17 protein-coding genes are annotated in these 25,122 nt (G+C 44.9%); 12 read left to right on the top strand and 5 right to left on the bottom strand.

Features of this window, described 5'->3' with window-relative positions:
* Positions 1-74: 74 nt before the first annotated feature.
* The 4 genes from ACFQ21_RS04730 to ACFQ21_RS04715 all read left to right on the top strand — a co-directional run bounded on the left by ACFQ21_RS04730 (position 75) and on the right by ACFQ21_RS04715 (position 3,042).
* Positions 75-995 (top strand): alpha/beta fold hydrolase, encoded by a 921-nt coding sequence (locus tag ACFQ21_RS04730; protein WP_377575545.1) that lies wholly within the window; start codon positions 75-77, stop codon positions 993-995.
* 47 nt (positions 996-1,042) lie between these two features.
* Positions 1,043-1,453, top strand: a complete 411-nt coding sequence (locus tag ACFQ21_RS04725) for an OsmC family protein (RefSeq protein WP_377575542.1) — start codon at positions 1,043-1,045, stop codon at positions 1,451-1,453.
* Positions 1,454-1,568: 115 nt separating this feature from the next.
* Positions 1,569-2,549: an NAD(P)H-quinone oxidoreductase gene (locus ACFQ21_RS04720; protein WP_377575539.1), complete on the top strand. Its 981-nt coding sequence runs from the start codon at positions 1,569-1,571 to the stop codon at positions 2,547-2,549.
* Positions 2,550-2,640: 91 nt separating this feature from the next.
* Positions 2,641-3,042 (top strand): STAS/SEC14 domain-containing protein, encoded by a 402-nt coding sequence (locus ACFQ21_RS04715; RefSeq protein ID WP_377575537.1) that lies wholly within the window; start codon positions 2,641-2,643, stop codon positions 3,040-3,042.
* Positions 3,043-3,147: 105 nt separating this feature from the next.
* Here ACFQ21_RS04715 and ACFQ21_RS04710 read toward each other — a convergent pair whose 3' ends face one another.
* The gene (locus ACFQ21_RS04710; RefSeq protein WP_377575535.1) at positions 3,148-4,038 is read right to left on the bottom strand and encodes a diacylglycerol/lipid kinase family protein; all 891 of its coding nucleotides are present in this window, start codon (positions 4,036-4,038) and stop codon (positions 3,148-3,150) included.
* Positions 4,039-4,104: 66 nt separating this feature from the next.
* On the opposite strand from ACFQ21_RS04710, the gene surE reads away from it, so the two are divergent.
* The 6 genes from surE to treY all read left to right on the top strand — a co-directional run bounded on the left by surE (position 4,105) and on the right by treY (position 16,072).
* A complete protein-coding gene (surE, locus tag ACFQ21_RS04705) occupies positions 4,105-4,872 on the top strand; it encodes a 5'/3'-nucleotidase SurE (RefSeq protein ID WP_377575532.1) in 768 nt (255 codons plus the stop codon).
* A 360-nt stretch (positions 4,873-5,232) separates the two neighbouring features.
* Positions 5,233-6,576: a glycosyltransferase gene (locus tag ACFQ21_RS04700; protein WP_377575530.1), complete on the top strand. Its 1,344-nt coding sequence runs from the start codon at positions 5,233-5,235 to the stop codon at positions 6,574-6,576.
* Positions 6,563-7,864, top strand: a complete 1,302-nt coding sequence (locus tag ACFQ21_RS04695; RefSeq protein ID WP_377575527.1) for a glycoside hydrolase family 57 protein — start codon at positions 6,563-6,565, stop codon at positions 7,862-7,864. The genes ACFQ21_RS04700 and ACFQ21_RS04695 overlap by 14 nt, the downstream gene beginning before the upstream one ends.
* Positions 7,854-10,040 (top strand): glycogen debranching protein GlgX, encoded by a 2,187-nt coding sequence (gene glgX, locus ACFQ21_RS04690; protein ID WP_377575525.1) that lies wholly within the window; start codon positions 7,854-7,856, stop codon positions 10,038-10,040. The genes ACFQ21_RS04695 and glgX overlap by 11 nt, the downstream gene beginning before the upstream one ends.
* The gene (gene treZ, locus ACFQ21_RS04685) at positions 10,018-11,865 is read left to right on the top strand and encodes a malto-oligosyltrehalose trehalohydrolase (RefSeq protein WP_377575522.1); all 1,848 of its coding nucleotides are present in this window, start codon (positions 10,018-10,020) and stop codon (positions 11,863-11,865) included. Before glgX ends, treZ begins: the two co-directional genes overlap by 23 nt.
* Positions 11,858-16,072: a malto-oligosyltrehalose synthase gene (gene treY / locus ACFQ21_RS04680; RefSeq protein WP_377575518.1), complete on the top strand. Its 4,215-nt coding sequence runs from the start codon at positions 11,858-11,860 to the stop codon at positions 16,070-16,072. Before treZ ends, treY begins: the two co-directional genes overlap by 8 nt.
* A 109-nt stretch (positions 16,073-16,181) precedes the next feature.
* Here treY and ACFQ21_RS04675 read toward each other — a convergent pair whose 3' ends face one another.
* Positions 16,182-16,772, bottom strand: a complete 591-nt coding sequence (locus tag ACFQ21_RS04675) for a DUF4142 domain-containing protein (RefSeq protein WP_377575515.1) — start codon at positions 16,770-16,772, stop codon at positions 16,182-16,184.
* 120 nt (positions 16,773-16,892) lie between these two features.
* Between ACFQ21_RS04675 and ACFQ21_RS04670 the strand changes: the two genes are divergently transcribed.
* On the top strand, positions 16,893-17,621 hold the full coding sequence (locus ACFQ21_RS04670; protein ID WP_377575512.1) for an acetolactate decarboxylase: 729 nt from the start codon (positions 16,893-16,895) through the stop codon (positions 17,619-17,621).
* Positions 17,622-17,823: 202 nt separating this feature from the next.
* On the opposite strand, the gene treS is transcribed toward ACFQ21_RS04670, so the two are convergent.
* Positions 17,824-21,174 (bottom strand): maltose alpha-D-glucosyltransferase, encoded by a 3,351-nt coding sequence (gene treS, locus ACFQ21_RS04665; RefSeq protein ID WP_377575510.1) that lies wholly within the window; start codon positions 21,172-21,174, stop codon positions 17,824-17,826.
* Between the two features lie 269 nt (positions 21,175-21,443).
* Between treS and ACFQ21_RS04660 the strand changes: the two genes are divergently transcribed.
* Positions 21,444-23,420: an ATP-binding protein gene (locus ACFQ21_RS04660; protein ID WP_377575507.1), complete on the top strand. Its 1,977-nt coding sequence runs from the start codon at positions 21,444-21,446 to the stop codon at positions 23,418-23,420.
* Between the two features lie 120 nt (positions 23,421-23,540).
* Here ACFQ21_RS04660 and ACFQ21_RS04655 read toward each other — a convergent pair whose 3' ends face one another.
* Both ACFQ21_RS04655 and ACFQ21_RS04650 read right to left on the bottom strand, forming a co-directional pair.
* Positions 23,541-23,921, bottom strand: a complete 381-nt coding sequence (locus ACFQ21_RS04655) for a MerC domain-containing protein (RefSeq protein ID WP_377575505.1) — start codon at positions 23,919-23,921, stop codon at positions 23,541-23,543.
* Between the two features lie 7 nt (positions 23,922-23,928).
* Positions 23,929-25,005 (bottom strand): class I SAM-dependent methyltransferase, encoded by a 1,077-nt coding sequence (locus tag ACFQ21_RS04650; protein ID WP_377575502.1) that lies wholly within the window; start codon positions 25,003-25,005, stop codon positions 23,929-23,931.
* Between the last annotated feature and the right edge of the window lie 117 nt (positions 25,006-25,122).

Raw genomic sequence — 25,122 nt, 5'->3', positions numbered from 1 at the left:
ATGTCTATCCCGCAGGTTAGCCCGTTGCTATACTTTTGTGTCGTTGAACATTAAATAAAAAAACAACACAAACTATGAAAACAATAAATAAAATGATTGACGCGAAATCAGTGCTTATCGCTGTTTTTGCTCTGGTAAGTTTTGCTCAAGCCTGGGCACAACCTCGTGTAAATGCTTCTGCCGGACGCAGTGAGTATATAGAAGTGGAACCCAACGTTAAGCTGCATGTTACAGACCTGGGGGAAGGTAAGCCCGTAGTATTGATCCACGGCTGGCCATTAAGCGATGCGATGTACGAATATCAATACAGCGAACTTGTTAAAAACGGTTTCCGCGTAATAGGCATCACGTTGCGTGGCTTTGGTAAATCCGATAAGCCTTATGGTAAATATAACTATGATGTATATGCCGATGACATTAAAGTTGTATTGGACAAACTGAAGATCGAGAAAGCAACGCTGGGAGGTTTCTCCATGGGTGGTGCCATCTCCATTCATTATGTAGCCCGTCACAACAGTGCACACGTTGCTAAACTTGTACTCTTTGGTGCTGCCGCTCCGGTGTGGACACAACGCAATGACTATCCGTATGGATTCTCTGTAGAAAGTGTAAACGAACTGATCGCGTTAAGCGAAACCAACCGCCCGCAGCTACTGGAAAACTTCGGTACCATCTTCGCAGCTTCTGAAACCTCTGTATCCAAAGGACTTGCAAACTGGTTAGGTGAAATCAACCTGTCGGCTTCACCGTATGCTACCACACAAAGTCTCATTGCATTGCGTGATACAGACCTTCGTCCGGAGCTTGCTAAAATAAAAATACCTACTGCTATATTTCACGGTCTCAAAGACAAGATCTGTTCATACGACCTGGCAAAACAAATGAATGCCGGCATCAAAGGTTCAGTGATCGTACCTTTTGAAAATAGCGGACACGGCCTCTTCATCGAAGAACGCGAAAAGTTCAATGCTGAACTAATCAAGTTTGCCAGGTAATCACAATTCATTAAAAAAATAAAGTATAATTATAACCTATATATAGTATGAAAAGAAAAGCAACAGCCGTATGGAACGGTTCAGGTAAAGATGGTAACGGTAATTTAACAACACAAAGTACCGTACTGAACGCCACTCAATATTCTTTCAACTCACGTTTTGCAGAAGGAATCGGAACAAATCCGGAAGAACTTATAGCAGCTGCGCATGCCGGATGCTTCACTATGAAACTCAGCTTTGTATTGGGTGAAGCAGGTTTCACCCCGGAGAAACTTACCACAGATTGCAGCATTACATTCGAGAATGGTGTTATTACTCAATCGCACCTTACGTTAGTGGCAAAGGTGCCCGGCATAACGCCCGATAAATTCAAGGCATGTACCGAAGATGCCAAGGAAAATTGTCCTATATCAAAATTACTGAACACATCCATCACACTGGACGCATCGCTCATCTGAAGCAGGTCGGTCCTATAGTATAACTGAAGTGGACAACAGTAATGTTGCCCACTTTTTTTATGGATATATGGCAAGAGCTTTTTGCTTTACGTTTAACTTTTTACTTTTAAAGTATATGAAAGCCATCGTTATCGAGAAGCCCGGGGCTCCGGACGTGTTACAATATAAAGAGCGCCCACAACCCGAACCACAGGCGCATGAACTATTGGTGAAAGTAGCTGCGGCAGGAGTGAACCGTCCGGATGTTGCGCAGCGCAAAGGACACTATCCGCCACCACCCGGAGCTTCACCGGATATACCGGGTCTCGAAATAGCCGGTACTGTAGTAACAACCGGGACGAACTGTTCGCGATTCAAGGTTGGTGATAAAGTATGTGCATTGGTAACGGGTGGCGGTTATGCTGAGTATTGTGTAGTACCCGAAGGACAGGCGCTGCCCGTGCCTGCTAATCTTTCGCTCGCGGAAGCGGCATCTTTACCCGAAACATTTTTTACCGTATGGAGCAATGTATTTGACAGAGGCAGACTGCAACCCGGAGAGTCTTTACTGATCCACGGAGGATCAAGCGGTATAGGAGTAGCCGCTATACAAATGGCGCACACGTGGGGAGCCACAGTATATGTAACCGCGGGTACGGATGATAAATGTATATATTGTGAAAAGCTGGGAGCAACGAAGGCCGTGAACTATAAAACCGAAAAGTTTGGTGACGTATTGCGACAGGCCACCCATGGTAAAGGTATAGATGTTATCCTGGATATGATCGGAGGCGACTATACACCTGTAAACCTGGAGCTATTGGCAGAAGAAGGCAGGCTGGTCTTAATAAACGTTATGCGTGGCGATGAAACTCCTGTGAAACTTTCAGCTGTTATGCGAAAACGACTTACCATTACGGGCTCAACACTTCGCGCGCGCGACACTGCATTTAAGACTGCCATTGCCCGGCAACTTGAAACTCACGTATGGCCTTGGCTCGCATCAGGCAAGGTTAAGCCGATCATCTATAAAACATTCCCGATGGAGGCTGCAGCGGAAGCACATACTCTGATGGAAAGCAGTGAGCATATCGGTAAGATCATTTTGTTAACATAACCTAAATATACCCGTAAGTATAGTCTGGTATATAACGTTGATAATCTATAGCAGTGGTATAGCATTTGAATTTATTTCGTAGCTTAGAGTAATGAATCCGAAAGTATTTGAAGCACCCTATGCTTCAGTAACCTACTACCCTGAAAAGCGTTTGCTGGTACTGGTATGGAACGGAAGTCCGACCAAGGAAGAATACCAGGTGCCATTTGTTACCATGTTGGAGTATAGCAAAACACATCCTGTTGACAGCATGTTGTCTGATATTTCGAATCAGGGTGTGATCAGTCCTGATAACCGGAAATGGTTTGAAAAGGAAATGATGCCCCGCGCAGTAGCAGCCGGACTGAAACGTGCAGCCATTGTTACAAACGGAAACGCCTTCAAGCTATACTATATTAACCTGATCCTCTCTGCAGTAAATAAATTCCCCATCGTAACAAAACTATTCAACAAACAAAACGAAGCGATTGAATGGCTTGAACATGGGAAATAGCGGTGAGCTTTGAGCCGCGAGCTACGAGAGAAAAAAGCCGCTGGTTTCAGGCTGCTGGCTACAGGAAGTTACTGCTTCTTCGAAGTTATATGATTCCGGCAGCAGCTACGCTGTTTCGTGGCTCAAAAAGTGCACTGCGTCTTCCTGTAGTTCGATCTTGATTTCGGTTTCTTTGTCAAACTTGATATACTCATCGTCTACGTGAAGGTGTACACCCTGCCAGTTGATCTTGATGTTTTTGCCTTTTAGTATATTAAAGAAGGCGGGCTCTTCCTTGCCCATAATTTTGTTTAGTATATAATTAGCGAACTGCTCGCGTTGAGATTCGGATATCAATACAATTTCAAACTCACCGTCCCCGGGATCAGCGAACGGGACGAGGTTCAGGTTGGGACCTATCGAACGTGTATTCATCACTTCCGCCATCAGGTAATTTCCGGAGTGTTCGGCATCATCAATTTGAATGGAACATTTACGTGCTTCGTAGTTCAATACTATATCGTGGAGAATCTCCAGGGCCGTCCGTAGTTTTTTATCGGGCGAATGATCCTTCTTGCTTTCCTTCCGCATCTCCTTCATCAGCCTTGGAAAAACTCCGAAGCCCAATCCTTCAATAAAAAATTTTTGATCTTTCAGATTATAGATGCGTCCTACATCAAAGCGTTTTATTTTGTTGAGATTCCATTCTTTAATAATTTTTTGTGGATCGTCCGGGAGATCGAGTGTTCGCGCTATATTATTGGCAGTGCCCATCGGTATAAGTCCAATCGGTAGTCGTTTATTTAATAATTCAAAGACAACTTTTCGCACCGTACCATCACCACCGGCTATCACAATCAGTTCAGTTCCTTTCGAATCCAGTTTTCCCCAGTCGTCTTCTTTTGTAGATGAGCTGCTACATTCGTAGCCTGCCTTGTTTAAAAGAGAAACAATGTTTTGAGTAGTATCCACCCCTTCTCCGGCCGTAGGGTTGTAAATAAGCTTGGCTAGTTTCATATAAAGTATTTTCCTGTTGGCATGTAGGCTAATTATATGCCTGGTATGAATATTAACATGGAATAAATGGAAACAACGAAGTGGCGTATGAGAATTCTGGTAACAAATGATGATGGAATATATAGCCCGGGCATAGCGTGCCTGGCTAAAATAGCTGCACGTTTTGGTGAAGTGAAAGTAGTAGCTCCCGATGTTGAACAATCTTCTATGGGACATGCCATTACAGCTTCACGACCACTTTTCTATAAGAAGTCTCCTATAAATTTTGGAAATATAGAAGCATACCGTGTGAACGGAACACCAGCAGATTGTGTAGCCTTGGGATCGCACCTGTGGGCGCAGACGGATGTTGTGCTCTCCGGTATAAATATGGGTTCGAACTTGGGTAACTCCATGTGGCACTCCGGTACATTGGCAGGAGCGAAGCAGGCCGTGCTGATGGGTATGCGTGGCATAGCGTTGAGTACACCGGCCGGTAAATCCGAACCAGACTTCAATGCAATCGAACCTTTTGTTGAGAAGACTCTCTCTGTATTATTAGAGCATCCTGATCTTTCGTTGATCAATGTAAATTTTCCTCCTAAACCTGAGGGTATAAAATGGACACGTCAAGCTGTGCAGCAGTATGATGGTAAGATTGTACCAGGTACCGATCCGCTTGGTCGCAAACATTACTGGTTTACTGTTACGACACTCGAGCCAGCACAGGAAGGAACTGACCGATGGGCTGTTGAGAACGGATATGTATCCATAACGCCATTACGTCTTGATCTTACCAATGAAAATGAATTAATGAAGGCACTGCAGAAAACCCCTGAGCCGGCAGTAGGATAATACTAAAATTAGTATACTATATTCTTTACTTTTTATCCGTTTCGGGAAGGCTATACTTGTGGGTTAAATTTATACCTGTAGATAGCTTGTTCCTTATCAAAAAAAATCGGAATTTATCAGAGCGGTATATATAAGTTGGCTTGATCGGTGTGACGTATATGTTGGCACAAAGAAGTTTCTCTGAATAAAGATCGTCACGCAAAAATTATTCCACCGTGTTATCATAATGTTACCAAGCAGCATTGCAATGCTTTGCCCAAAGTGTGGAGCATAAGCTGGCATAAATTTTAGATAAAGGTATGCGGTCGTATACTTATCCGGATATATGACTTGTTATCGTAAAATCTTGAGGGGCACACTATGAGAGTATTAATGTTTGGCTGGGAATTTCCTCCACATATTTCGGGAGGATTGGGAACGGCTTGCTATGGACTTACTAAATCACTAACGAAAGAAAATGTAGACATCCTTTTTGTTGTACCCAAACTGCATGGAGGTGAAGATGTTCCGCGTGTTGATTTTATTGACGCGGGAAAAGTGCCGATTAAAATTGGCAGTCATAAAGAATACACGACCCACCGTATCGAGGAGCCGGGAGAAGAAGTGAGTGGTGTTAACATCAGTATCACAACAATAGAAGTGGAGTCTGTTCTTTCGCCATACCGCTCGTCCCGGTATCATGCTCCGGTTACGCACATGGAGAGCTGGAGTTATACGTTGGAACCTACGACACATGAGGTTACACAAGAAGTAGAAGTTATCGACACCTTTACGCATCTGTTCTCGGGCACATACGGTCCTGACCTCATTGAAGAAACAAACCGGTATGCGGAAGTAGCAACCGAGATCGCTCGTAATTTTTCATTCGATATTATTCACGCGCACGATTGGATGACTTTCCCGGCCGGTATAGCAGCACAACGGGCAAGCAACAAACCCCTGATTGTTCATGTACATTCTACCGAGTTTGACCGCTCCGGTGAATATGTAGATCCGAAAGTGTATGCCATTGAACGAGAAGGTGTGGAGAAGGCCGATCATATACTGGCTGTCAGTAAATGGACAAAAGATATACTGGTATACCGGTATAGTATTGATGCTGCTAAAATCAGTGTGTCCTATAACGGCATCATGCCGAAAGACTTGAAAACAACATCGGTGATGCCTTCTATCGGTTCACATGTTGTGACATTCCTTGGCAGACTTACCTATCAGAAAGGTCCGTTTTACTTCGTGGAAGCTGCGCGAAAAGTATTGGAAAAATTTCCGGATGCGCATTTTGTTGTGGCGGGTTCCGGGGACCTATTTCCTCAGGTTGTTGAAAGAGTCGCCCAGTTAAAACTTTCATCAAGATTTCATTTTACCGGATTTCTGAAGGGCGAAAATATAGATAAAGTCTGGTCTGTATCCAGTGTATATGTTATGCCTTCGGTTTCCGAACCATTCGGAATTACCCCGTTGGAAGCCATCCAGGCGGGTGTACCGGTTATTGTCTCAAATCAATCCGGTGTGGCCGAAGTAATGCCACATGCCATCAAGGTTGATTTCTGGAAAACGGATGATCTGGCAGATGCGATCTGCAACGTGTTAGCGTACGAAAGTTTATCAACTACTTTAAAAAAGAACAGCTTGAAAGAGATCAAGAATATAACGTGGGATAAAGCTGCAAAAAAAATAAAAACTATATATCATGAACTTATCTGACACCACAACCAAACAGCACATCGTGCTATATTTTCAAGTACATCAACCCAGAAGACTGCGCCCGTTCCGTTTCTTTGATATTGGAACATGCGGAGAGTACTTTGACGATAAGCAGAACAAAGCTATAGCAGAGCGTGTAGCCCGACAGAGTTACCTGCCTACGAACGCCTTGTTATTGCAACTCATTCGCAAGTACCCGAAGATAAAGGTGGTGTTCTCGGTATCTGGCGTGGCGATCGATCAGTTCAAAGAATATACTCCGGAAGTATTAGACAGCTTCCGTGCTTTGGCGGATACAGGGTGCGTTGAATTCCTGTCGGAAACAGACCATCACTCACTGGCTTGCATGATGCCAGGCGATGAGTTTGAGTTACAGATACTCGATCACACTGCGAAGTTGCACGAACACTTCAACGTTAGGCCTACTGTTTTTCGTAACACCGAACTGATCTATAGCGATGAGATTGGCAGACGTGTAGAAGCGCTGGGTTTCAACGGTATATTTACCGATGGCATCGAGCGTATACTGCATGGTCGCAGTCCGCATCATTTATACCAGCATTCCGACCTGGGAGGATTAAAGATATTTTTACGCAACTATCACTTAAGCGATGATATAGCATTTCGCTTCTCGCATCACGGGCTTACCGTGGAAAAGTATATGGCGTGGCTCAACGGTATACCGCACCATGAAAATGTGGTGACGCTGGCGATGGACTATGAGACATTTGGTGAACACCAGAAAGCCAACACCGGCATTGTAAAATTCCTGGAAGGATTGCTTACCGCGATAGCAAAACAAAAACGCTTCGTGATGGCAACGGCATCGGAAGTGATTCGCACGGTGAAGCCGCACGATACCCTTTCTGTGCCCCACTATATTTCATGGGCCGACCAGGAACGCGATTTGTCGGCATGGCTGGGCAACGATATGCAGCGCGATGCATTTGACTGCATGGTGCGCATGGAACGCGATATCAAAAGTATAGATGATCCGGATTTGCTCGAGCGCTGGCGCTGGCTGCAAACCAGTGATCACTTCTACTATATGTCTACCAAGAAGAACGATGATGGAAATGTACATGCATACTTTAGTCCATATCCATCACCATACGAAGCTTTCATGAACTATATGAACGTGTTAAACGATTTCTCATACCAGGTAAGTGAACACGAGCGTCACCCGCTGAACAAACAGAAAGCCGGTGCAATACGCTCAGAAGCGGAGCGAAGAGAACTACAAGTGCCTACGTGGGCCATGAATTTACAAAACAGTTATGAGCACTAAGGAATTAGAAATTGAACCCATTGTCACACCCAAGATAAAGTCATACCCCGGTAGTCCCTATCCCCTCGGAGCTACCTGGGACGGTAGCGGAGTAAATTTTGCGCTCTATGCAGATAAAGCAACTGGTGTAGAACTCTGTCTCTTCAAATCAACCACAGACGAAAAAGAGTTTGTGAAATTGAAGATGAACGAACGTTCACACCAGGTATGGCACATCTATATACCCGGCCTGAAACCAGGACAACTCTATGGTTACCGGGTACACGGTGCGTATGAACCGAATAACGGACAGCGATTCAATCCCCATAAACTTTTACTGGATCCCTATGCGAAAGCTATAGCTGGTAAAATTGAATGGAGCGATTCGCTTTTCGGATACGAAGTAGGAAGCGAAGAAGAAGATCTCAGTTTGAGCGAACAAGACAGTGCCGCGTTTTTACCGAAGTGCGTAGTGATTGATCCGACTTTTGACTGGGAGAGCGACACACCTCCGCGTATACCGTATCACAAAAGTATAATTTATGAAGCACATGTGCGTGGCTTCACCATGCTGCATCCGGATATACCGAAAGATATACGCGGCAGTTATTCCGCGCTCGCACATCCGGTAACAATAGAGTATTTGAAGAAACTTGGCATTACTGCGATCGAGTTAATGCCCGTACATCATTTTATTGCAGACCGTCATCTTGTAGAAAAAGGACTTACCAATTACTGGGGCTATAACACGATCGGGTTCTTTGCACCTGAAGTTCGCTACTCCAGCAGTGGCGTGTTAGGCGAGCAGGTGAATGAGTTCAAGAACATGGTGAAGGAACTCCACAAGGCAGGTATTGAAGTTATCCTCGATGTAGTATATAATCATACAGCAGAGGGTAACCACATGGGACCAACGCTGTGTTTCCGTGGTATCGATAATGAATCCTATTACCGATTGGTATCCGATGATAAGCGATACTATATGGACTACACCGGCACCGGTAATACACTCAATGCAAATCTTCCGAATGTATTACGCCTGATGATGGACAGCCTGCGATACTGGATACAGGACATGCATGTAGATGGTTTTCGTTTTGATCTTGCATCTACGTTAGCCCGCGAGCTGCATGAAGTAAATAAACTGAGTGCCTTCTTTGATATTATACACCAGGATCCGGTGATCTCGCAGGTAAAACTGATTGCAGAGCCATGGGATATAGGAGAGGGCGGATACCAGGTTGGTAAATTTCCTCCCGGCTGGGCCGAGTGGAATGGTAAATATAGGGACTGCATCCGCGATTTCTGGCGCGGGGCCGACAGTATGCTCGGTGAATTTGCCTTGAGACTCACCGGAAGCTCTGACTTATACGAAGGAGACTATAGGAGCCCGACAGCCAGTATAAATTTCATTACAGCCCACGATGGTTTTACATTGAATGACCTCGTGTCCTACAATGAAAAGCATAATGATGCGAACGGAGAGAACAATAATGATGGCGAGAATCATAATCGTTCTTGGAATTGTGGTGAAGAAGGAGAGACTGATAAGCAGGATGTAATTGAATTACGCAAGCGTCAGAAACGTAATCTGCTTACCACACTTTTCCTTTCGCAAGGTGTACCGATGTTGTTATCCGGTGATGAGATTAGTCGCACACAGCAAGGAAATAATAACGCATACTGCCAGGACAACGAGATATCGTGGACCGACTGGAAGGATGCCGATGATGAACTGCTGGCATTCACACAACAGTTGATTGCGTTACGTAAAGATCACCCGGTGTTTTGCAGAAGACGCTGGTTCCAGGGACAACCGATAAAAGGCATAGGACTTGAAGATATAGCATGGTTTCAGCCTGACGGAGAGGAGATGACTGAAGAGCACTGGACGAAAGATTTCGCCAAATCGATGGCTGTATTTCTGAATGGCCGCGGTATACACACCCCCGGACCACAAGGTGAGCAGATTATTGATGATGATTTTTACCTGATCTTTAATGCGCATCACGAAGCACTTGAGTTTAAGCTGCCAGGCGCAAAATATGCCAGGAGCTGGACACGGTTGTTAAGTACTGCAGATGGTAAAATAGAACCCGGTGAAGTATATCCAGCAGAGAGTGTTATACAAGTAGAAGGCCGCTCCATCCTTTTACTGCAACAACCCACTGCCTATGGTAAATCCACTAAACATTAACCGAAGATCTATTGGGGTAAACTTTACAGCAAATAACGAAGCGGAAATCCTGTTATGGGCACCCATGGCAAATAAAGCAAGCATCCGTTTACTCGATAGTAATCGGATGCTTGCTTTAAAGAAACAGGAGTTTGGTTATTGGCATCTCCATACCACACAACTGCAGACCGGAGAACTGTATAGTTTTGTATTGGATGAAAAACTGGAATTGCCCGACCCCGCATCGCTCGCACAACCGGGTGGCGTACATGGACCGTCACAAGCTGTAAACCTCAACGAATTTCAATGGACCGACCAGGCGTGGATAAATCCACCGCTGGAAGAGTATATATTTTACGAAGTACACATCGGTACATTTTCAGAGCGCGGTACATTTCGCGGTCTCGAAAAGAAAATTCCGCATTTAAAATCCCTCGGCATTAATGCGATCGAGATTATGCCGGTAGCCCAATTTCCGGGTGAACGCAACTGGGGATATGATGGTGTATTTCCTTTCGCAGTGCAACATTCCTACGGTGGCGCGAAAGATCTGCAACACCTGGTAAATGTTTGCCACAATCAGGGGATAGCCGTGGTGCTCGATGTAGTGTACAACCACTTTGGTCCGGAAGGTAATTATGTGCATCAATATGCCCCATACTTTACCGACAAGTATAAAACACCTTGGGGCATGGCTGTAAATTTTGATGATGCGTGGTGCGATGGTGTCCGGCATTATTTTATTGAGAATGCATTGATGTGGTTTCGTGATTTTCATGTTGACGCTTTGCGACTGGATGCCGTGCATGCCATCAAGGATTTTAGTCCGGTGCATATACTGCGTGAAATACACAGTTATACTGACAGCCTGATCCGGCAACAACAACGCAATCACTATATGGTTGTAGAACTCGACCTGAATGATACACGCTATATTAATTCAGTCGATAAAGGTGGTTACGGTATGGATGCACAGTGGATCGATGAATTTCATCACGCGCTGCGCGTAACAGCAGGCGGGGAGGGAACCGGGTACTACTCCGACTTCGAAGGTGTAAAACACCTGGCAAAAGCATATTGCGATGCCTATGTATACGATGGTATATATTCTACACATCGGCACCGGAAGTTTGGTGTAAAAGCAGCCGAGCACCCCGGTAGTCAATTTATAGTCTTCTCACAGAATCACGATCACATCGGTAACCGGATGCTGGGCGAGCGTACCAGCGTATTGGTAAGTTTTGAAATGCAGAAGTTGCTGGCCGGTGCAGTATTGGTAAGTCCATATATACCCTTGTTGTTTATGGGAGAAGAGTATGGCGAGACCAATCCGTTTCTATACTTTGTAAGCCATGGTGATCCGGAACTGGTGGAAAATGTTCGCAAAGGGCGCAAAGCTGAGTTTGCAGCGTTTCATATAGCAGATGAAGCCCCGGATCCGCAAGCCGAAGAGACGTTTGCCAAATCAAAACTTCAATGGGATTTACCGGAGAAAGATCATCATAAAATATTATTTGACTATTACCGGGCATTGATTGCATTACGCAGACAACTCCCCGCGTTGCATCGGCTTGATCGAAAACAATTGGAAGTCTCGCATAGTGAAGCCAATAAGACATTGCAGTTGCATCGTTGGCACAATAATCAGCATGTGTTGTGTCTGATGAATTTTTCAAATGCACCACAGACTATATCTGTAACAACCGGGCAGCGTTGGAAACGAGTATTCGACTCTGCTGATCCACAATGGAGCGGCCCCGCAGCATCCGCTGATCTGCTTACCAATATTTCTGTACTAACGCTTCAGCCTGAATCGATCGTTATTTATACCAGTAACTATGTTTAATCCCGTATCAACATATCGCATTCAGTTTCATAAGGATTTTAACTTTAGTGATTTTGAAGAAAGTATACCGTATCTGCAAAAGCTCGGTGTACATACTATATATGCATCGCCTGTATTCGAAGCCGTGCCGGGTAGCACACATGGTTATGATGTAGTGAATCCGCTTCGTATTAACCCGGAGATCGGCACCGAAGAACAACTACGTAACATCAGCAATAAACTGAAGCAGGCCGGTATAAAATGGATACAGGATATAGTGCCCAACCACATGGCCTTTCATTCCAACAATATATGGTTGATGGATGTGTTGGAGAAAGGACAAAACTCGGTGTATGCTTCGTTCTTTGACCTGGCCTGGACGAGCGATCTTTTTCAGGGCAGACTTGTCGTTCCATTTTTAGGGGGATCTGTTGAAGATATACTTTTCAATAAAGAGATTACCATTGAGTACTTTCAGCAACGCCTGGTGTTCCGGTATTTTGAAAGCACCTATCCTATACATCCGCGTTCGTATGCTACCATTCTTCAAATGGATGATGCACCGGAATCTATACAGGTTTTTACAAAGCAGATTGGTGAGTTGCACTCGCTCGATGACGCGATGAATTATACCATGCGCTGGCATGAGCTGTTGCTTCAGTTCGGAGCGCTGATGAACAACACCGACATCCGGAATTATATAGAGAATCGGTTGCAGGTCATGAATGATACTGGAGAACAACTGAAAGCTATACTGGATGAGCAGAAGTATAAGCTTTGTGAGTGGCAGCGATCGGATGAGCAGATAAATTTCAGGCGGTTCTTTACCATAACCAATCTCATCGGTCTGAATGTCCGGAACGAAAAGGTGTTTGATCATTACCATTGCTTCATCAAGACATTGGTAGACGATGGTATATTTAATGGCTTGCGCATTGATCACATTGACGGGTTGTACGACCCCACGCAATACCTGGAGCGACTTCGTAACCTGGTGGGGCCGGAAGTATATATAGTAGTTGAAAAGATATTGCAAGTTGATGAAAAATTACCGGCATGGCCCGTGCAGGGAACAACTGGATACGACTTTCTTGCGTATGTCAATAACCTGATTACGTGGAATGAATCCGAAGGGAAACTCTCATCTTTCTATAACGCGCTGTTAAAAGATCGTCAACCGGCTGATGAAAAGATATGGGACAAGAAGTCACATATCCTGCATCGGCACATGGCAGGGGAGTTGGAGAACCTGAAACATTTTCTGCTCGACCTGAATATACTTGACGATGCTACTTTGCAGCAGATCGATCCGGAAAGTATAAAAGCAACCATTGCCGAATTTCTCATCCGCTGTCCGGTATACCGCTACTATGGCAACCAGATGCCGCTGGAGAATGATGAAGCTGAAGCTATACGGACGATATTTAAAAATATTCGGGAATATAAACCGGAACTTGAAATCGTTGCGAATGCCCTGGAAGATATACTGCTGAATAGAACACAGCAGGATGATGTTGCTTATAATGACCGTGTGCTTCGCTTCTATATGCGGTGCATGCAATTTACTGGACCGCTCATGGCGAAAGGCGTGGAGGACACGCTCATGTATACCTATAATCGTTTTGTAGGACACAATGAAGTGGGAGATTCGCCTGTATTCTTCGGTATTACAACGGAAGAATTTCACAAGCGTATGAAAGACCGGCAACAGCAATGGCCGCTCGCCATGAATGCCACCGCTACGCACGATACCAAGCGGGGGGAGGATGTGCGTACACGACTGAATGTTTTACCGGAACTGGCAGACGAGTGGATCTCCACCGTAAAACAATGGCAAAAACTGAACGCATCCAAAAAGATATTGGGAATGCCCGATACCAACGATGAATACTTTATATACCAGACACTCATCGGAGTATATCCTGCCAATGATGATCGGTTCGCACAACGACTGGAAGAATATATAGTGAAGTCTCTACGGGAGTCTAAAAGGAATTCCGATTGGGCATCGCCAAACGATGCGTACGAAAAATCCACGACCGATTTTGCACTTCAACTGCTGGAAAGAGAGGGGCGTTTCTGGAAGAGCTTTGAAAAATTTCACAAGACTATAGCTGACTTCGGCATTGTTAATTCGCTGGCACAGGTATTACTCAAATTTACCTGTCCCGGTATACCCGATCTATACCAGGGGTGTGAGCTTTGGGACTTCAGTATGGTAGACCCGGATAACAGGCGCCCTGTAGATTATCAACAGCGCATGCAATGGCTCACCGAGATGGAAGCCCTTGCGAGCGAAGATGCTCCCGCATTGTTGGAGGAGCTTTGGCAGCAGCGTAACAATGCCCGGATCAAGGAATGGATAACCTATACCTTGCTGCATGCGCGCAAAGAAAATCCCGAAGCCTTTACAGAAGGAGAATATATACCGCTGTTGGTCGAAGGCGAGTATAAAGATTATGTTGTTGCCTATGCCCGCCGGTATAAGAAGACGTGGTATATTACGGTAGCTCCGTTGCATTTGGCATCGCTTGGTAAAATGCAGAAGAAAGGTCCGCTGGATATACGGTGGAAAGATACTCACATCGTGTTGCCACCCGAAGTGCCTGGCGATGTAACGGATATACTGGTGAACAAATCAGGCAAGCACACCGGTACGCTCGCTGTAAAAGATCTATTCAGCCATGTGCCGATTGCCTTTTTGAAGCTGGAGCATGTTTCGCAAAATCGCGGTGCCGGTATATTGATGCACATCACTTCACTTCCGTCAACGTATGGTATTGGTGATCTGGGGCCGGAAGCCTATAGCTTTGCTGATTTCTTATACCGCAGTCATCAGGCTTACTGGCAGTTATTGCCGCTGGGCCCTACCGATGCCGGAACGCAATATTCTCCGTATAGTGCATACTCAAGCATGGCAGGTAATGCGATGTTGATCAGTCCGGAGTTGCTAGTGAAAGATAATCTGCTTACCCGTGAAGATGCATCAACTTATATATTGCCGGCCTCGGATAAGGTAAATTTCGAAACGCTGCAAACGCAGAAAGAGAAGTTGTTGGAAGCAGCCTGGCAGAATTTTAACCGGAATAAAAGAGATCCGTTGCAGTCTTCGTTTCGGCGATTTGTTGAGACAGAGTCCTATTGGCTTCATGACTTCGCTTTGTATGTTGTGTTGAAGCGCCACCATGAAAACCACTGCTGGTGCGACTGGCCGGAAGTATACCGAAACCGCAATGCTGCTGCGCTGGAAAAATTTGCAGATGAACATGAAGAAGCTATACTATATGTACAATGGCTGCAGTTTATCTTTACACGTCAGTGGAAAAAACTGAAAACCTATTGCGCCAGCCTTGATATCCAATTGTTTGGTGATTTGCCATTTTACATGTGTTACGACTCCGTGGATGTGTGGGCGCATCGGGATATATTTTGTCTCAATGCCGAGGGAAAGATGCAATGTATAGCAGGTGTTCCTCCCGATTACTTTAATGCCAGCGGGCAACTCTGGGGCATGCCCGTATACCGGTGGGGTGTGCTGAAAAAGCAGAGATATCAATGGTGGATACAGCGTCTTCGCAAAAACATGGAACTCTATGATTTGTTACGCCTGGATCACTTCCGCGCATTTGCCGGTTATTGGGAAGTACCTGCCGGTGAGGAGACTGCCATCCATGGGAAATGGCAGCGCGGTCCGGGTGCTGACTTCTTTAAAATACTTCGCGATGAATTTAGCGAACTTCCCTTTGTAGCAGAAGATTTAGGAGAGATAACGGAAGATGTATACCAGCTACGCGATGCATTTGGTTTGCCCGGTATGAAAGTGTTGCAATTTGCCGTGACAGATGATATCGGTAAATCCATGTATAGCCCGCATAACTTCAGTTCGGATAACTTTATAGCCTATACCGGTACCCACGATAACAACACGACAGCCGGATGGTTCAAGAGCGATTTGAAGAAAGAGCATATCCGGAATTTAGCGCTCTATGCCGGCACATCGGTTCGTGAAAATAATATACATGATGTATTGATCAGGCTCGCGTATAGCTCCATCGCGAAGATTGTCATCGTTCCGATACAGGATATACTCGGCTTAGACGATCAGGCCCGGATGAACATGCCCGGCTCGGTAAACGGCAACTGGCGCTGGCGTTTACTGCCCGGTAAAATCACGTCCGCTACCGAAGAACAGCTACGCCATTGGACAAAGGTTTTTAACCGAGGCTGATCGGAGACATTCGTTGTATATTTTTATTTTACTATATATATAGCATAGAAAAAAGGAGTGTCCTTGCGGAAACACTCCTGAACAGACGTATATGAGGGGTCTGTTTTTTTTATTTCTTAGCCTTGTCGTCTTTGCGTTCAGCATTTTCTTTTGCCTGCTTTGCCATCTCCAGGTGGTGTGTCAGGATCGGTAATTTTGCTGCAGCCCAGGATTTCAATTCCGGATCTTTTCCGTTTTCAGATTCATCTTTAAATTCAGATATATCTTTTTCATGATCATCCACCATGTGCTTGATATAGGCTTCGTCAAAATCTTTACCTGATTTGGCCGCGAGGTCGTCAAATTTCTTTTTGTGCTCTTCGCTGAGTGAATCAGGTATAGATATATTCTTTTGTTGTGCCAGCGATTTTAGTTCTTCGTTAGCTTTACCATGGTCGGTTACCATGCTTTCACCAAACGCCTTCACTTGCGGATCCGTGGCTTTGCTCTGTGCGAGCTTGCCCAGTTCAACTTCCATTAAACCACCGGCAGCAGCTTTTACGGCAAACTCCCAATCGGCTTTCAGATCGGTTTCGGCAAACTTGTCTTTATTTTCTTCAACAGCTTCTTCTTTACTGTCTTGTTCTTTCGGTTTATTACACGAAATGGCTATCAGGGTCATGGTGATGAGCAGGAGCGTGATGTGTGCATACTTTTTCATATCGTTTGTTTTTTGGTCTGACCAACAAGTGGAAAAAAGTATGCCCGATGTATAATTTGAGTAAAATGATGGGCACGAGATTTATATAGGTTCGGTGAAACTCTATTAATCACTGTCGATATGCGTTTGCTTTTTTTTATTCTGCTGAGCTCTGTCCTGATGATACGGTCAGACCCGAGAATGAATCCGCAGTCCGATGATCTATACTATGCTTCCCTCAATGAAGCGATACACCAGGGACAATATGATGGTGTTATAACAGTTAACGAACTGAAGACTCATGGTAACTTTGGACTAGGCAGTGAAGAACGGCTTGCCGGTGAACTGGTATTGCTGAACGGAATTGCCTATAGTATACCGGCTAGTGGTAAAGCTCATGTTATGCCTAAAACAAACAAGATCGCTTTCGCTGCTGTCAAGTTTTTTACCAGTGATAAAAAGCTGTTTGTAAAACGATCGCTTACCATGGCGGAACTTGAATCGTTACTTGATTCGGTAATTACCCAGAATTCTTTTGCCGCCATACGCATCCGCGCACATTTTGCTTCCATACAATACCGATCGTTCGAAGTGCAGGAACAACCGTATAAGCCCATTAAGGATGTAAAGGAAATTCCATTTGCCGGTGCCGATGTACAGGGAACGCTCGTAGGATTCTTTACACCTAGGGCAGCCGAAGTTCTGAATAGTCCGGTATATCATTTTCACTATATCGACAACAATAAAACCACAGGTGGACATTTACTGGACTGCAAGATCAGCAAAGCCGAGATTGATATAGACTATACATCTGAGTTTACTACGAAGCTTGCCAATCCTTCGCTACTACAACATGTGGATTTGAATTAGCTACTGGTCGCTAGCTTTAAGCTGCTGGCCGTTTATCTTGTAGTCTGTAGTTTTAAGCTGGTAGCTATATAAAAAATAAAGGGAAAACGATTCATGATCTGCTTCCCTTTATTTTAGGACCTGAACTAGCTACTAGCTTCAAACTGGTAAATCCTGTAGCCAGCAGCTTGAAGCCAGTATCCTTTTGAGCGTGCACGTTCTGCTATACCGTGGCAAGTTCTTCCAGTTCGTGGTATTCTTCGTAGTGCATGATGGCCTTGATGCCACGCAGCGGTATAATTACCCAGTCCGGACGATTGTTCAGCTCATAGTTCAATTCATATATAGCTTTCTCCAACAGGAATGTATTCATGAGTATATCCATGTCTTCTTTGTTTTTCGGAATGAACGCACTTCCCTGTACCGTTTCCAGGTACGCTTTAACAAAGAAGCCGCTCATGTAGTGATACCATTGTTCAACGTACGGTATCAGGTTGCTATAGTCTTCTTTCCGGATCTGGTTGTCGAGGAACAAACTCGCATAGGCAGCATAGTGGAAAGAACGTACCATTCCGGCTATATCCCGTAACGGAGAACGTTTCAATCTGCGTTCGCTATAGCTGCGGGCCGGTTCCCCTTCAAAATCTGTGATCACAAAATCTTTACCGGTAAATAAGACTTGTCCTAAATGATAATCACCATGGATTCGGATCTTGACCACATCGATCTTACGCTTATATATATTGCGGAATGTTTTTAGTATATCATCCTTCATCGAAAGTACTTCTTCTGCTTCATGCCTTACTTCGCTGGACAGTCGCGATAATGTTCGTGTCTGATTCTGAAATGTACCCCGCACGAGCGACTGTAATCCGGAGAATAAAGATCGTTGATAATGCAATGAATATTCTTCAGATGAAAATGCCGGCAGCGAACTTCCGGAAGCGAGTGCCAGGTGCATTTCCCCGGTGCGTATACCGAGTTGTCGTGCACGCTCCGCCAATGTAGCATCGATCAGTTCTTTCAAAGACTCCGGCATCTGGTCGTAACCAACCGGATCTGTTATGGTTCCGTGCAGTGAAGGTAAATTCGGTACATCCGCGAGCGACAATACTTTTTCGTTGAAATCATCGAGGCGATCCAGCATGTAAGTCCAGGCATCGCTGCTGCTTTCTACCATCTCCTGCATCATGCCCAGCACAATGGCATCATTGCCCAATCGCCATTCGATCGCTCCTACAAAAGGAGGCACATGCTGGAAGTGCGCATGTTCTGTAAGGAAATGTGAAATTTCAAGATCAGGATTAATGATGCGATCTACCTTGCGGTATAGCTTCAGGAAAAATTTATTGTCGAACGTAAGCGATGTATTGCTTTGTTCTCCTCCCAATACCCGAGGCTTTATTGATTCCTGATCCTCTATATATTTACTCAACGTGCGACTTGCCTGGAAGCGTATTTCACTGTCGCGTAAGCCTATAGTTTGGTTGGCAGCCATACCGGTTATTAATGCCAGCTGATATTCTATACCGTAGAGCGCATCGTATAGTATACCTTGTTCTTCGCCAATCGTGAGGTTACAGATAACCGACTGCGGACAGCTCTCGCGCAGTTTGGTGGCCAGTGTATCTTTACCGAATGCTACCGGCAACTGGTATATCTCCGATAAACCACTTTGATAGTGTACTTCAACAAGCAGAATAACCGTAGTGCTGGTTTCGTGCGGTATGGTGGCATGCTGAATGATCTGCATGTTTTCAATCACGCGGCCCTTTCCTCCAAACCAGCGCAGGTTCAGCATATAGTTAGGGAGTACATTTTGAGACAACGTCTCCAATATGCGCTTGCTGGTAATTTCTTTCCAATCGCGAATAGCCAGGTGTGGCAATTCTTTGGCGCGATCTATTTCCGGGTGCACTTTGTCCAATACAAACCACTGGCAGCCGTGTGCACTCAGCGTGAAGAAATATATACCATCGTCTTTGATGATCGGGAATTTGTTATTGCTGAATATCTCTTTCGGTACATAACCCAGGAACTCACGAAGATCAAGTTCGGCTGGCTGCGTATAGCGCGAAAGGTTTACAATCACCAGGATGCTTTCCTCTTTATAGTTGCGTGTAAACGCGAGTATCTTCGGATTCTCGCACGCTATGAATTTCATGTCGCCCCGACTGAAAGCTTTATATTGTTTGCGCTTGTTAATGAGCCGCTTCATCCACCACAACAACGATGAGGTGTTGCGTCCCTGAATCTCAACGTTAACAGATTCGTAATGATAATCCGGATCGAGTATCACTGGCAGGTATAGCTTATGCGGATTGCATTCTGAAAAACCAGCGTTACGATTTGATGACCACTGCATAGGCGTACGAACACCATCGCGATCGCCCAGGTAAAAATTATCGCCCATGCCAATCTCATCACCATAATATAGCACCGGTGTGCCGGGTAGTGAGAACAATAGGTAATTGAGTAACTCTATTTTATTCCGGTTGTTCCCCATCAGTGGAGCGAGCCGGTGTCGTATACCCAGGTTGATGCGTGCTTTTGGATCTTTAACATATACCCGGTACATATAGTCTCGTTCCTCATCCGTTACCATTTCGAGGGTGAGTTCATCGTGGTTGCGCAGAAATATAGCCCACTGACATGTTTCCGGTATAGGAGGAGTCTGATCAAATATATCCGTGATGGGGTAGCGGTCTTCCGTCTGCAACGCCATGAACATACGCGGCATCACCGGGAAGTGATAGTTCATGTGGCATTCATCGCCATCGCCAAAGTAAGAAGCTGAATCTTCCGGCCACATGTTGGCTTCTGCCAGTAACATGGTGCCGGGGTAATTTTCATCAATATGTTTACGAAGCTCCTTTAGAAAATCGTGTGTCTCCGGAAGGTTCTCTCCGTTGGTACCTTCACGTTCGAAGAGATAGGGAACAGCATCAAGTCTGAACCCATCTACACCCATCTCGCACCAGTAATCCAGGATCTTGAAAACTTCCTGTTGCACGAGCGGGTTATCGTAGTTAAGATCGGGTTGATGATAGAAGAAACGATGCCAGTAAAACTGTTGTGCTACGGGGTCCCATGTCCAATTAGATGCTTCAAAATCCTGGAAGATGATGCGTACATCTTTATACTGTTTCGGATCATCCGTCCATACATAGTAATTCCTATAGTCTGAACCCTTCGGAGATTTTCGCGCCCGTTGAAACCACGGATGCTGGTCGGAAGTATGATTGATAACAAGCTCGGTAATTACTTTCAGGTTCCGGTCATGCGCTTCTTTCAGGAACTGTTTGAATTGGTAAATATTGCCATAAGCCGGGTTAATGCTATAGTAATCGGCAATGTCGTAACCATCATCCTTGAGCGGCGATGGGTAGAACGGCAGCACCCATATAGCTGTAACCCCGAGGTCTTTGAGGTAATCGAGTTTCTCCAGCAAGCCATCGAAGTCACCAATGCCATCGCCATTCCCATCGCGAAAGGCTTTAATGTGCAATTCATAGATCACAGCATCCTTGTACCAGTGAATCTTGTCATCCAGTTCAGTTCTATTTACGGGCATAATCGTAAGAATTTATAGTCTGCGTATAGTCTTACAAGAAATCCGATTAAAATAGTGTACCAGCCTTTACACAATAGAATGTAGACAAATCGGGTCTTCACTGGCCTTACACCAACTATTTGTATCACTTTTTGCCCGCTTTATATGCCACTCGCCAGACGAGGTGTAATATTTAGCGGTAACTTCCATTTCTATACTCTTACTTTTTCGACACTTTTGGAGAAAATCTGCTAATGCCCTTTTCGATACGTTTTTTTTCAGGATGCATTATGCTCTGCATGCTCAGTCTGCAACAGGTAACGGCACAGGATGCTCCCGGTAGTTCAATTGACTGGTATGAGAGTTTTTTTCAACCGCGCAAGCGTAAACCTGTTGAGAAAGAACTGGAACAAGCCACTATTAAGTTACGAGAATCAAAACGTACTGGCAACAAGACAGCCGAAGTAAAAGCGCTGATGGAAACGGGGTTGCTACATTTGACGGGCGCACACAATGTAGATCGGGCTATGGATTTCTTCATACAGGCGCTTGCGCTGGAAGACTCATTGAACCTGAACCATGAAAAAATATTTACGTATCTGGCGATGGCTGAGGTTTCACAGGAGGTAGACTCTCACCAGGAAAGTGCTGCTTTTTTAAACGATGCCTTTGCAATCAGCGAGCCTTTCAAAGATCCCCAAATTTTTGTATTGATCCTGAACAAACTCGGACGCGTAAATGCGAAGCGTGGAAAGATTGATGACGCGTTCGAGAACTATGAGATGGTGTTGAAATATGAAGATCAACTGAACCAGCCAAGCATAGAAGCCGAGGCTTTGTTTAACCTGGGACATCTCTTTTCACAACAAGGTAAATATACCGAAGCATTGCAGACGCATAAACGAGCTTTGGCGATTAGCCGATCTATTCGCGATAAAAAAAGTGAAGCAACATCGTTGAATGACATCGGTGAATTATACCACCTGATGAAGAACGATGAAAAGGCGCTGGCCAATCATATAGTAGCCCTTGAAATACGGCAGGCGTTAAAAGACAAGCGTACTATTGCCGAATCGTACAATAACATTGGTGCTCTATACTACCGGAAGAAAAATTACCAGCGCGCTGCTGCCAATTTGCAGTTAGCGCTGGAAGCCGCGCGTGCAGCGCAGGCACAGGAGCAGATACAAAAAAGTTATGAATACCTGAGCTTCTGCTACCAGGCTGTAGGTGATTTTAAAAAAGCACTGAACTATAAAGATGAATACTTAAGTATACACGATTTTATAGTGAATGAGCGTAATGAACAGCAGGCGCTTGCAACGGCAAATCGTTATGCGCTGAAAAAGAGAGAATCACAGATCGATAAACTTGAAATTGATCGCATCCAACGCGAGAAAGAAATCGCAGCGCAGAAGAAATTCAGAAATGTACTTTTCGGTCTTATCGGGCTTGGCTGTATCATTGTTATACTCGTAACCTATCTTTATATCGTTAAGAAGCGATCGAATAAAGTTTTACAGGAGGCGAATGATAAAGTGCAATTGCAAAATATAGCATTGCAGGATTTGAATGCTACAAAGGATAAATTCTTCTCGATCATTAGTCACGATCTCAAAGGGCCGCTGAATTCGCTTACATCTTTTTCGGGCTTGCTGATTAACCACACCGACAGTTTGAGTAAAGATGAAATCAAGATGCTGGCAAAAGATCTTGATAAATCATTGAAGAATCTCTTCGCGCTACTCGAAAATCTGCTGGAGTGGTCGCGCTCGCAAACCGGCAAGATTGAATTTAAACCGGAGGCTTTTGATGTACACAAGTTGCTGGAAGAGAATAAAGATTTACTCACCGCACAGGCACAGAATAAAAAGATAACATTGGAAAACGGAAGTACACAACAGCAGATGATCTATGCGCATAAGAACTCCGTTAACACCGTGGTGCGTAACCTCATTGCCAATGCTATCAAATTTACTCCGGAAGGAGGGAAGATTACCGTGAGCGCACAGCAGCAGGCAGATTCAGTAGTTATCTCGATTGCCGATACAGGTGTGGGGATGAGCAAAGATGTAATGAATAAACTTTTCCGCATCGACACCAAGCACACTACCAAAGGTACTGCCGATGAAAAAGGTACCGGCCTCGGACTCATTTTGTGTAAAGAGTTCGTTGAAAAGAATGGCGGACACATCTGGGTTGAAAGTGAAGAAGGCAAGGGTTCTGTATTCAGATTTACCGTGCCTCGAAATTCACAAGCGAATTAATATATAGTCTTTTTTTAATCCAATTTCACAAAGAACGAAGGAGGCACAAAGATAGACAGAGGTATAAATCTTTGTGCCCCTTTAAGCCTCTTTTGTGTACTCCGTGCAATGGATTTAAAGTTAATGTTTATGAAAACCTTTACTCACCATATTTAGTATATGTCCCGAAGCGATGAGCAATCCTGACAGGATGCGGATCAGGATCATACCATAAAGATGTGTATACTCGCAAAGTATAAATAACAGCCAGCCGGAGATAAAGGAAGCAATGACTGCCGGTTTGAATTTCATATCAGTATTATTTCGCAGCGTAAGAAAAGACAGCCCGATACCTGCACCGAGTACAGCGAGGTGAAAGTAATGATCGTGATGTTCGTGAGGGTAAAACACAAGCAGCGTACCTGCCAACGAAGTGGCTATGCAGTGAATCATGCAGAGAAACGAAAAGCAAATCCCGGAGAGGTCCGGGAGTTTGCCTGCTATTAAACGAAGCGTCTTCATGTATATATCAACGTTTGGCTTCAATAACCATATTTACCTGCGACTTTATAGCCGTGCGTACATTTTTGAATCCAGCCTTGTGCAGTATGTCAAAAAGTTTCGCACCACCCGCCTGAGCTCCGAGACATTCACCACCATCGTGTTGTGAGTGAGGTACGCAAAGCGCAGTGGACCCCGCATAGTACATGCGACCGATCGGGTTGAGGTTGTCTTCTACGCGATCACCGGCAAGTGGCTCTACGAGCATCACGGAACCTGATTTACTCAATGCACGTAACGCATATATAGCCGCACGGCTGGGATGACCGAGATCGTGAAAGGCATCCATAAAACAAATAAGGTCATACCCGATAGCCGGGTAATTTTCCGCGGTACAATTCTCGAACGTAACGTTGCTGATACCTTGCTCGTGTGCACGCTGCCGCGCAACCAGTATAGATTCTTTGTGATAGTCGAACCCGAATACATGACTGTTGGGAAATGCTTTTGCCAAAAGCAACGAAGATGCCCCGTGTCCACAACCTATATCGGCAATATTTCCGCCGGCCGTGAGTATTTCTTTTATACCATCCAGTGCCGGAATCCAAGCATCCACGAGATGTGCTTTATAGCCTGTTCGAAAAGATGCTTCTGTCCCGAAGAAAAGTTTATGAGCATGCTGGTGCCATCCCAAACCTTTGCCGCTTTTAAACTCCGCTACAAGTTTTTCTTCTTCAGCCCATACGGTAGCCGGTATATCTAAACCCGCTGTGAGGTATGCAGGGCTTTCAGGTTCTGCCAATACCAGGCCATGTTCAAAAGGAAGTTGGTATGTCTTGGATTCCGGGTTATAGTATATATACTTTCCGGCAGCCATACAGTTGAGCCATTCCTGCACATAACGTTCATGTGTTCCGGTTTTGTCAGCAAGGTGCCGCGGTGTGATCCATCCCGCACCATGCATCGCGGTGAACAAACCGAGCTTATGGCCGAGCTGCGTCATGGCAGAACCCATGGTAGCAGACATGTCCATAATAACCTGTCCTGCGAAAGCTTCTACTTTGGACAGGTCGATTGAAGGGAGGTTTTCAGTTGTTGTTGTCATTTGAGGTTAATTTTTTTTTGACAAAACTATGTATACCGAAAACCTTCAGCCTATGCGAAACGGATGAAAGCTTATGCGGGAAGTATTTTGTGTTTACCTGCCAAGTGTCGTTAAATA

It is taken from the genome of Ohtaekwangia kribbensis (assembly GCF_042676245.1).
GTDB lineage: Bacteria > Bacteroidota > Bacteroidia > Cytophagales > Cyclobacteriaceae > Ohtaekwangia > Ohtaekwangia kribbensis.
Note: the sequence above shows the minus strand (reverse complement) of the source record. Positions and strands in the feature narration are given on the sequence as shown.

What these genes read in the sequence shown, in the direction of transcription:
- ACFQ21_RS04710 (WP_377575535.1), bottom strand. Translation starts at nt 4,038, where the DNA reads ATGAAACTAGCCAAGCTTATTTACAACCCTACGGCCGGAGAAGGGGTG.
- ACFQ21_RS04695 (WP_377575527.1), top strand. Translation starts at nt 6,563, where the DNA reads ATGAACTTATCTGACACCACAACCAAACAGCACATCGTGCTATATTTT.
- ACFQ21_RS04730 (WP_377575545.1), top strand. Translation starts at nt 75, where the DNA reads ATGAAAACAATAAATAAAATGATTGACGCGAAATCAGTGCTTATCGCT.
- surE (WP_377575532.1), top strand. Translation starts at nt 4,105, where the DNA reads ATGGAAACAACGAAGTGGCGTATGAGAATTCTGGTAACAAATGATGAT.
- ACFQ21_RS04720 (WP_377575539.1), top strand. Translation starts at nt 1,569, where the DNA reads ATGAAAGCCATCGTTATCGAGAAGCCCGGGGCTCCGGACGTGTTACAA.
- glgX (WP_377575525.1), top strand. Translation starts at nt 7,854, where the DNA reads ATGAGCACTAAGGAATTAGAAATTGAACCCATTGTCACACCCAAGATA.
- ACFQ21_RS04670 (WP_377575512.1), top strand. Translation starts at nt 16,893, where the DNA reads ATGCGTTTGCTTTTTTTTATTCTGCTGAGCTCTGTCCTGATGATACGG.
- ACFQ21_RS04660 (WP_377575507.1), top strand. Translation starts at nt 21,444, where the DNA reads ATGCTCTGCATGCTCAGTCTGCAACAGGTAACGGCACAGGATGCTCCC.
- ACFQ21_RS04700 (WP_377575530.1), top strand. Translation starts at nt 5,233, where the DNA reads ATGAGAGTATTAATGTTTGGCTGGGAATTTCCTCCACATATTTCGGGA.
- ACFQ21_RS04655 (WP_377575505.1), bottom strand. Translation starts at nt 23,921, where the DNA reads ATGAAGACGCTTCGTTTAATAGCAGGCAAACTCCCGGACCTCTCCGGG.
- treS (WP_377575510.1), bottom strand. Translation starts at nt 21,174, where the DNA reads ATGCCCGTAAATAGAACTGAACTGGATGACAAGATTCACTGGTACAAG.
- ACFQ21_RS04715 (WP_377575537.1), top strand. Translation starts at nt 2,641, where the DNA reads ATGAATCCGAAAGTATTTGAAGCACCCTATGCTTCAGTAACCTACTAC.
- ACFQ21_RS04725 (WP_377575542.1), top strand. Translation starts at nt 1,043, where the DNA reads ATGAAAAGAAAAGCAACAGCCGTATGGAACGGTTCAGGTAAAGATGGT.
- treY (WP_377575518.1), top strand. Translation starts at nt 11,858, where the DNA reads ATGTTTAATCCCGTATCAACATATCGCATTCAGTTTCATAAGGATTTT.
- ACFQ21_RS04650 (WP_377575502.1), bottom strand. Translation starts at nt 25,005, where the DNA reads ATGACAACAACAACTGAAAACCTCCCTTCAATCGACCTGTCCAAAGTA.
- treZ (WP_377575522.1), top strand. Translation starts at nt 10,018, where the DNA reads ATGGTAAATCCACTAAACATTAACCGAAGATCTATTGGGGTAAACTTT.
- ACFQ21_RS04675 (WP_377575515.1), bottom strand. Translation starts at nt 16,772, where the DNA reads ATGAAAAAGTATGCACACATCACGCTCCTGCTCATCACCATGACCCTG.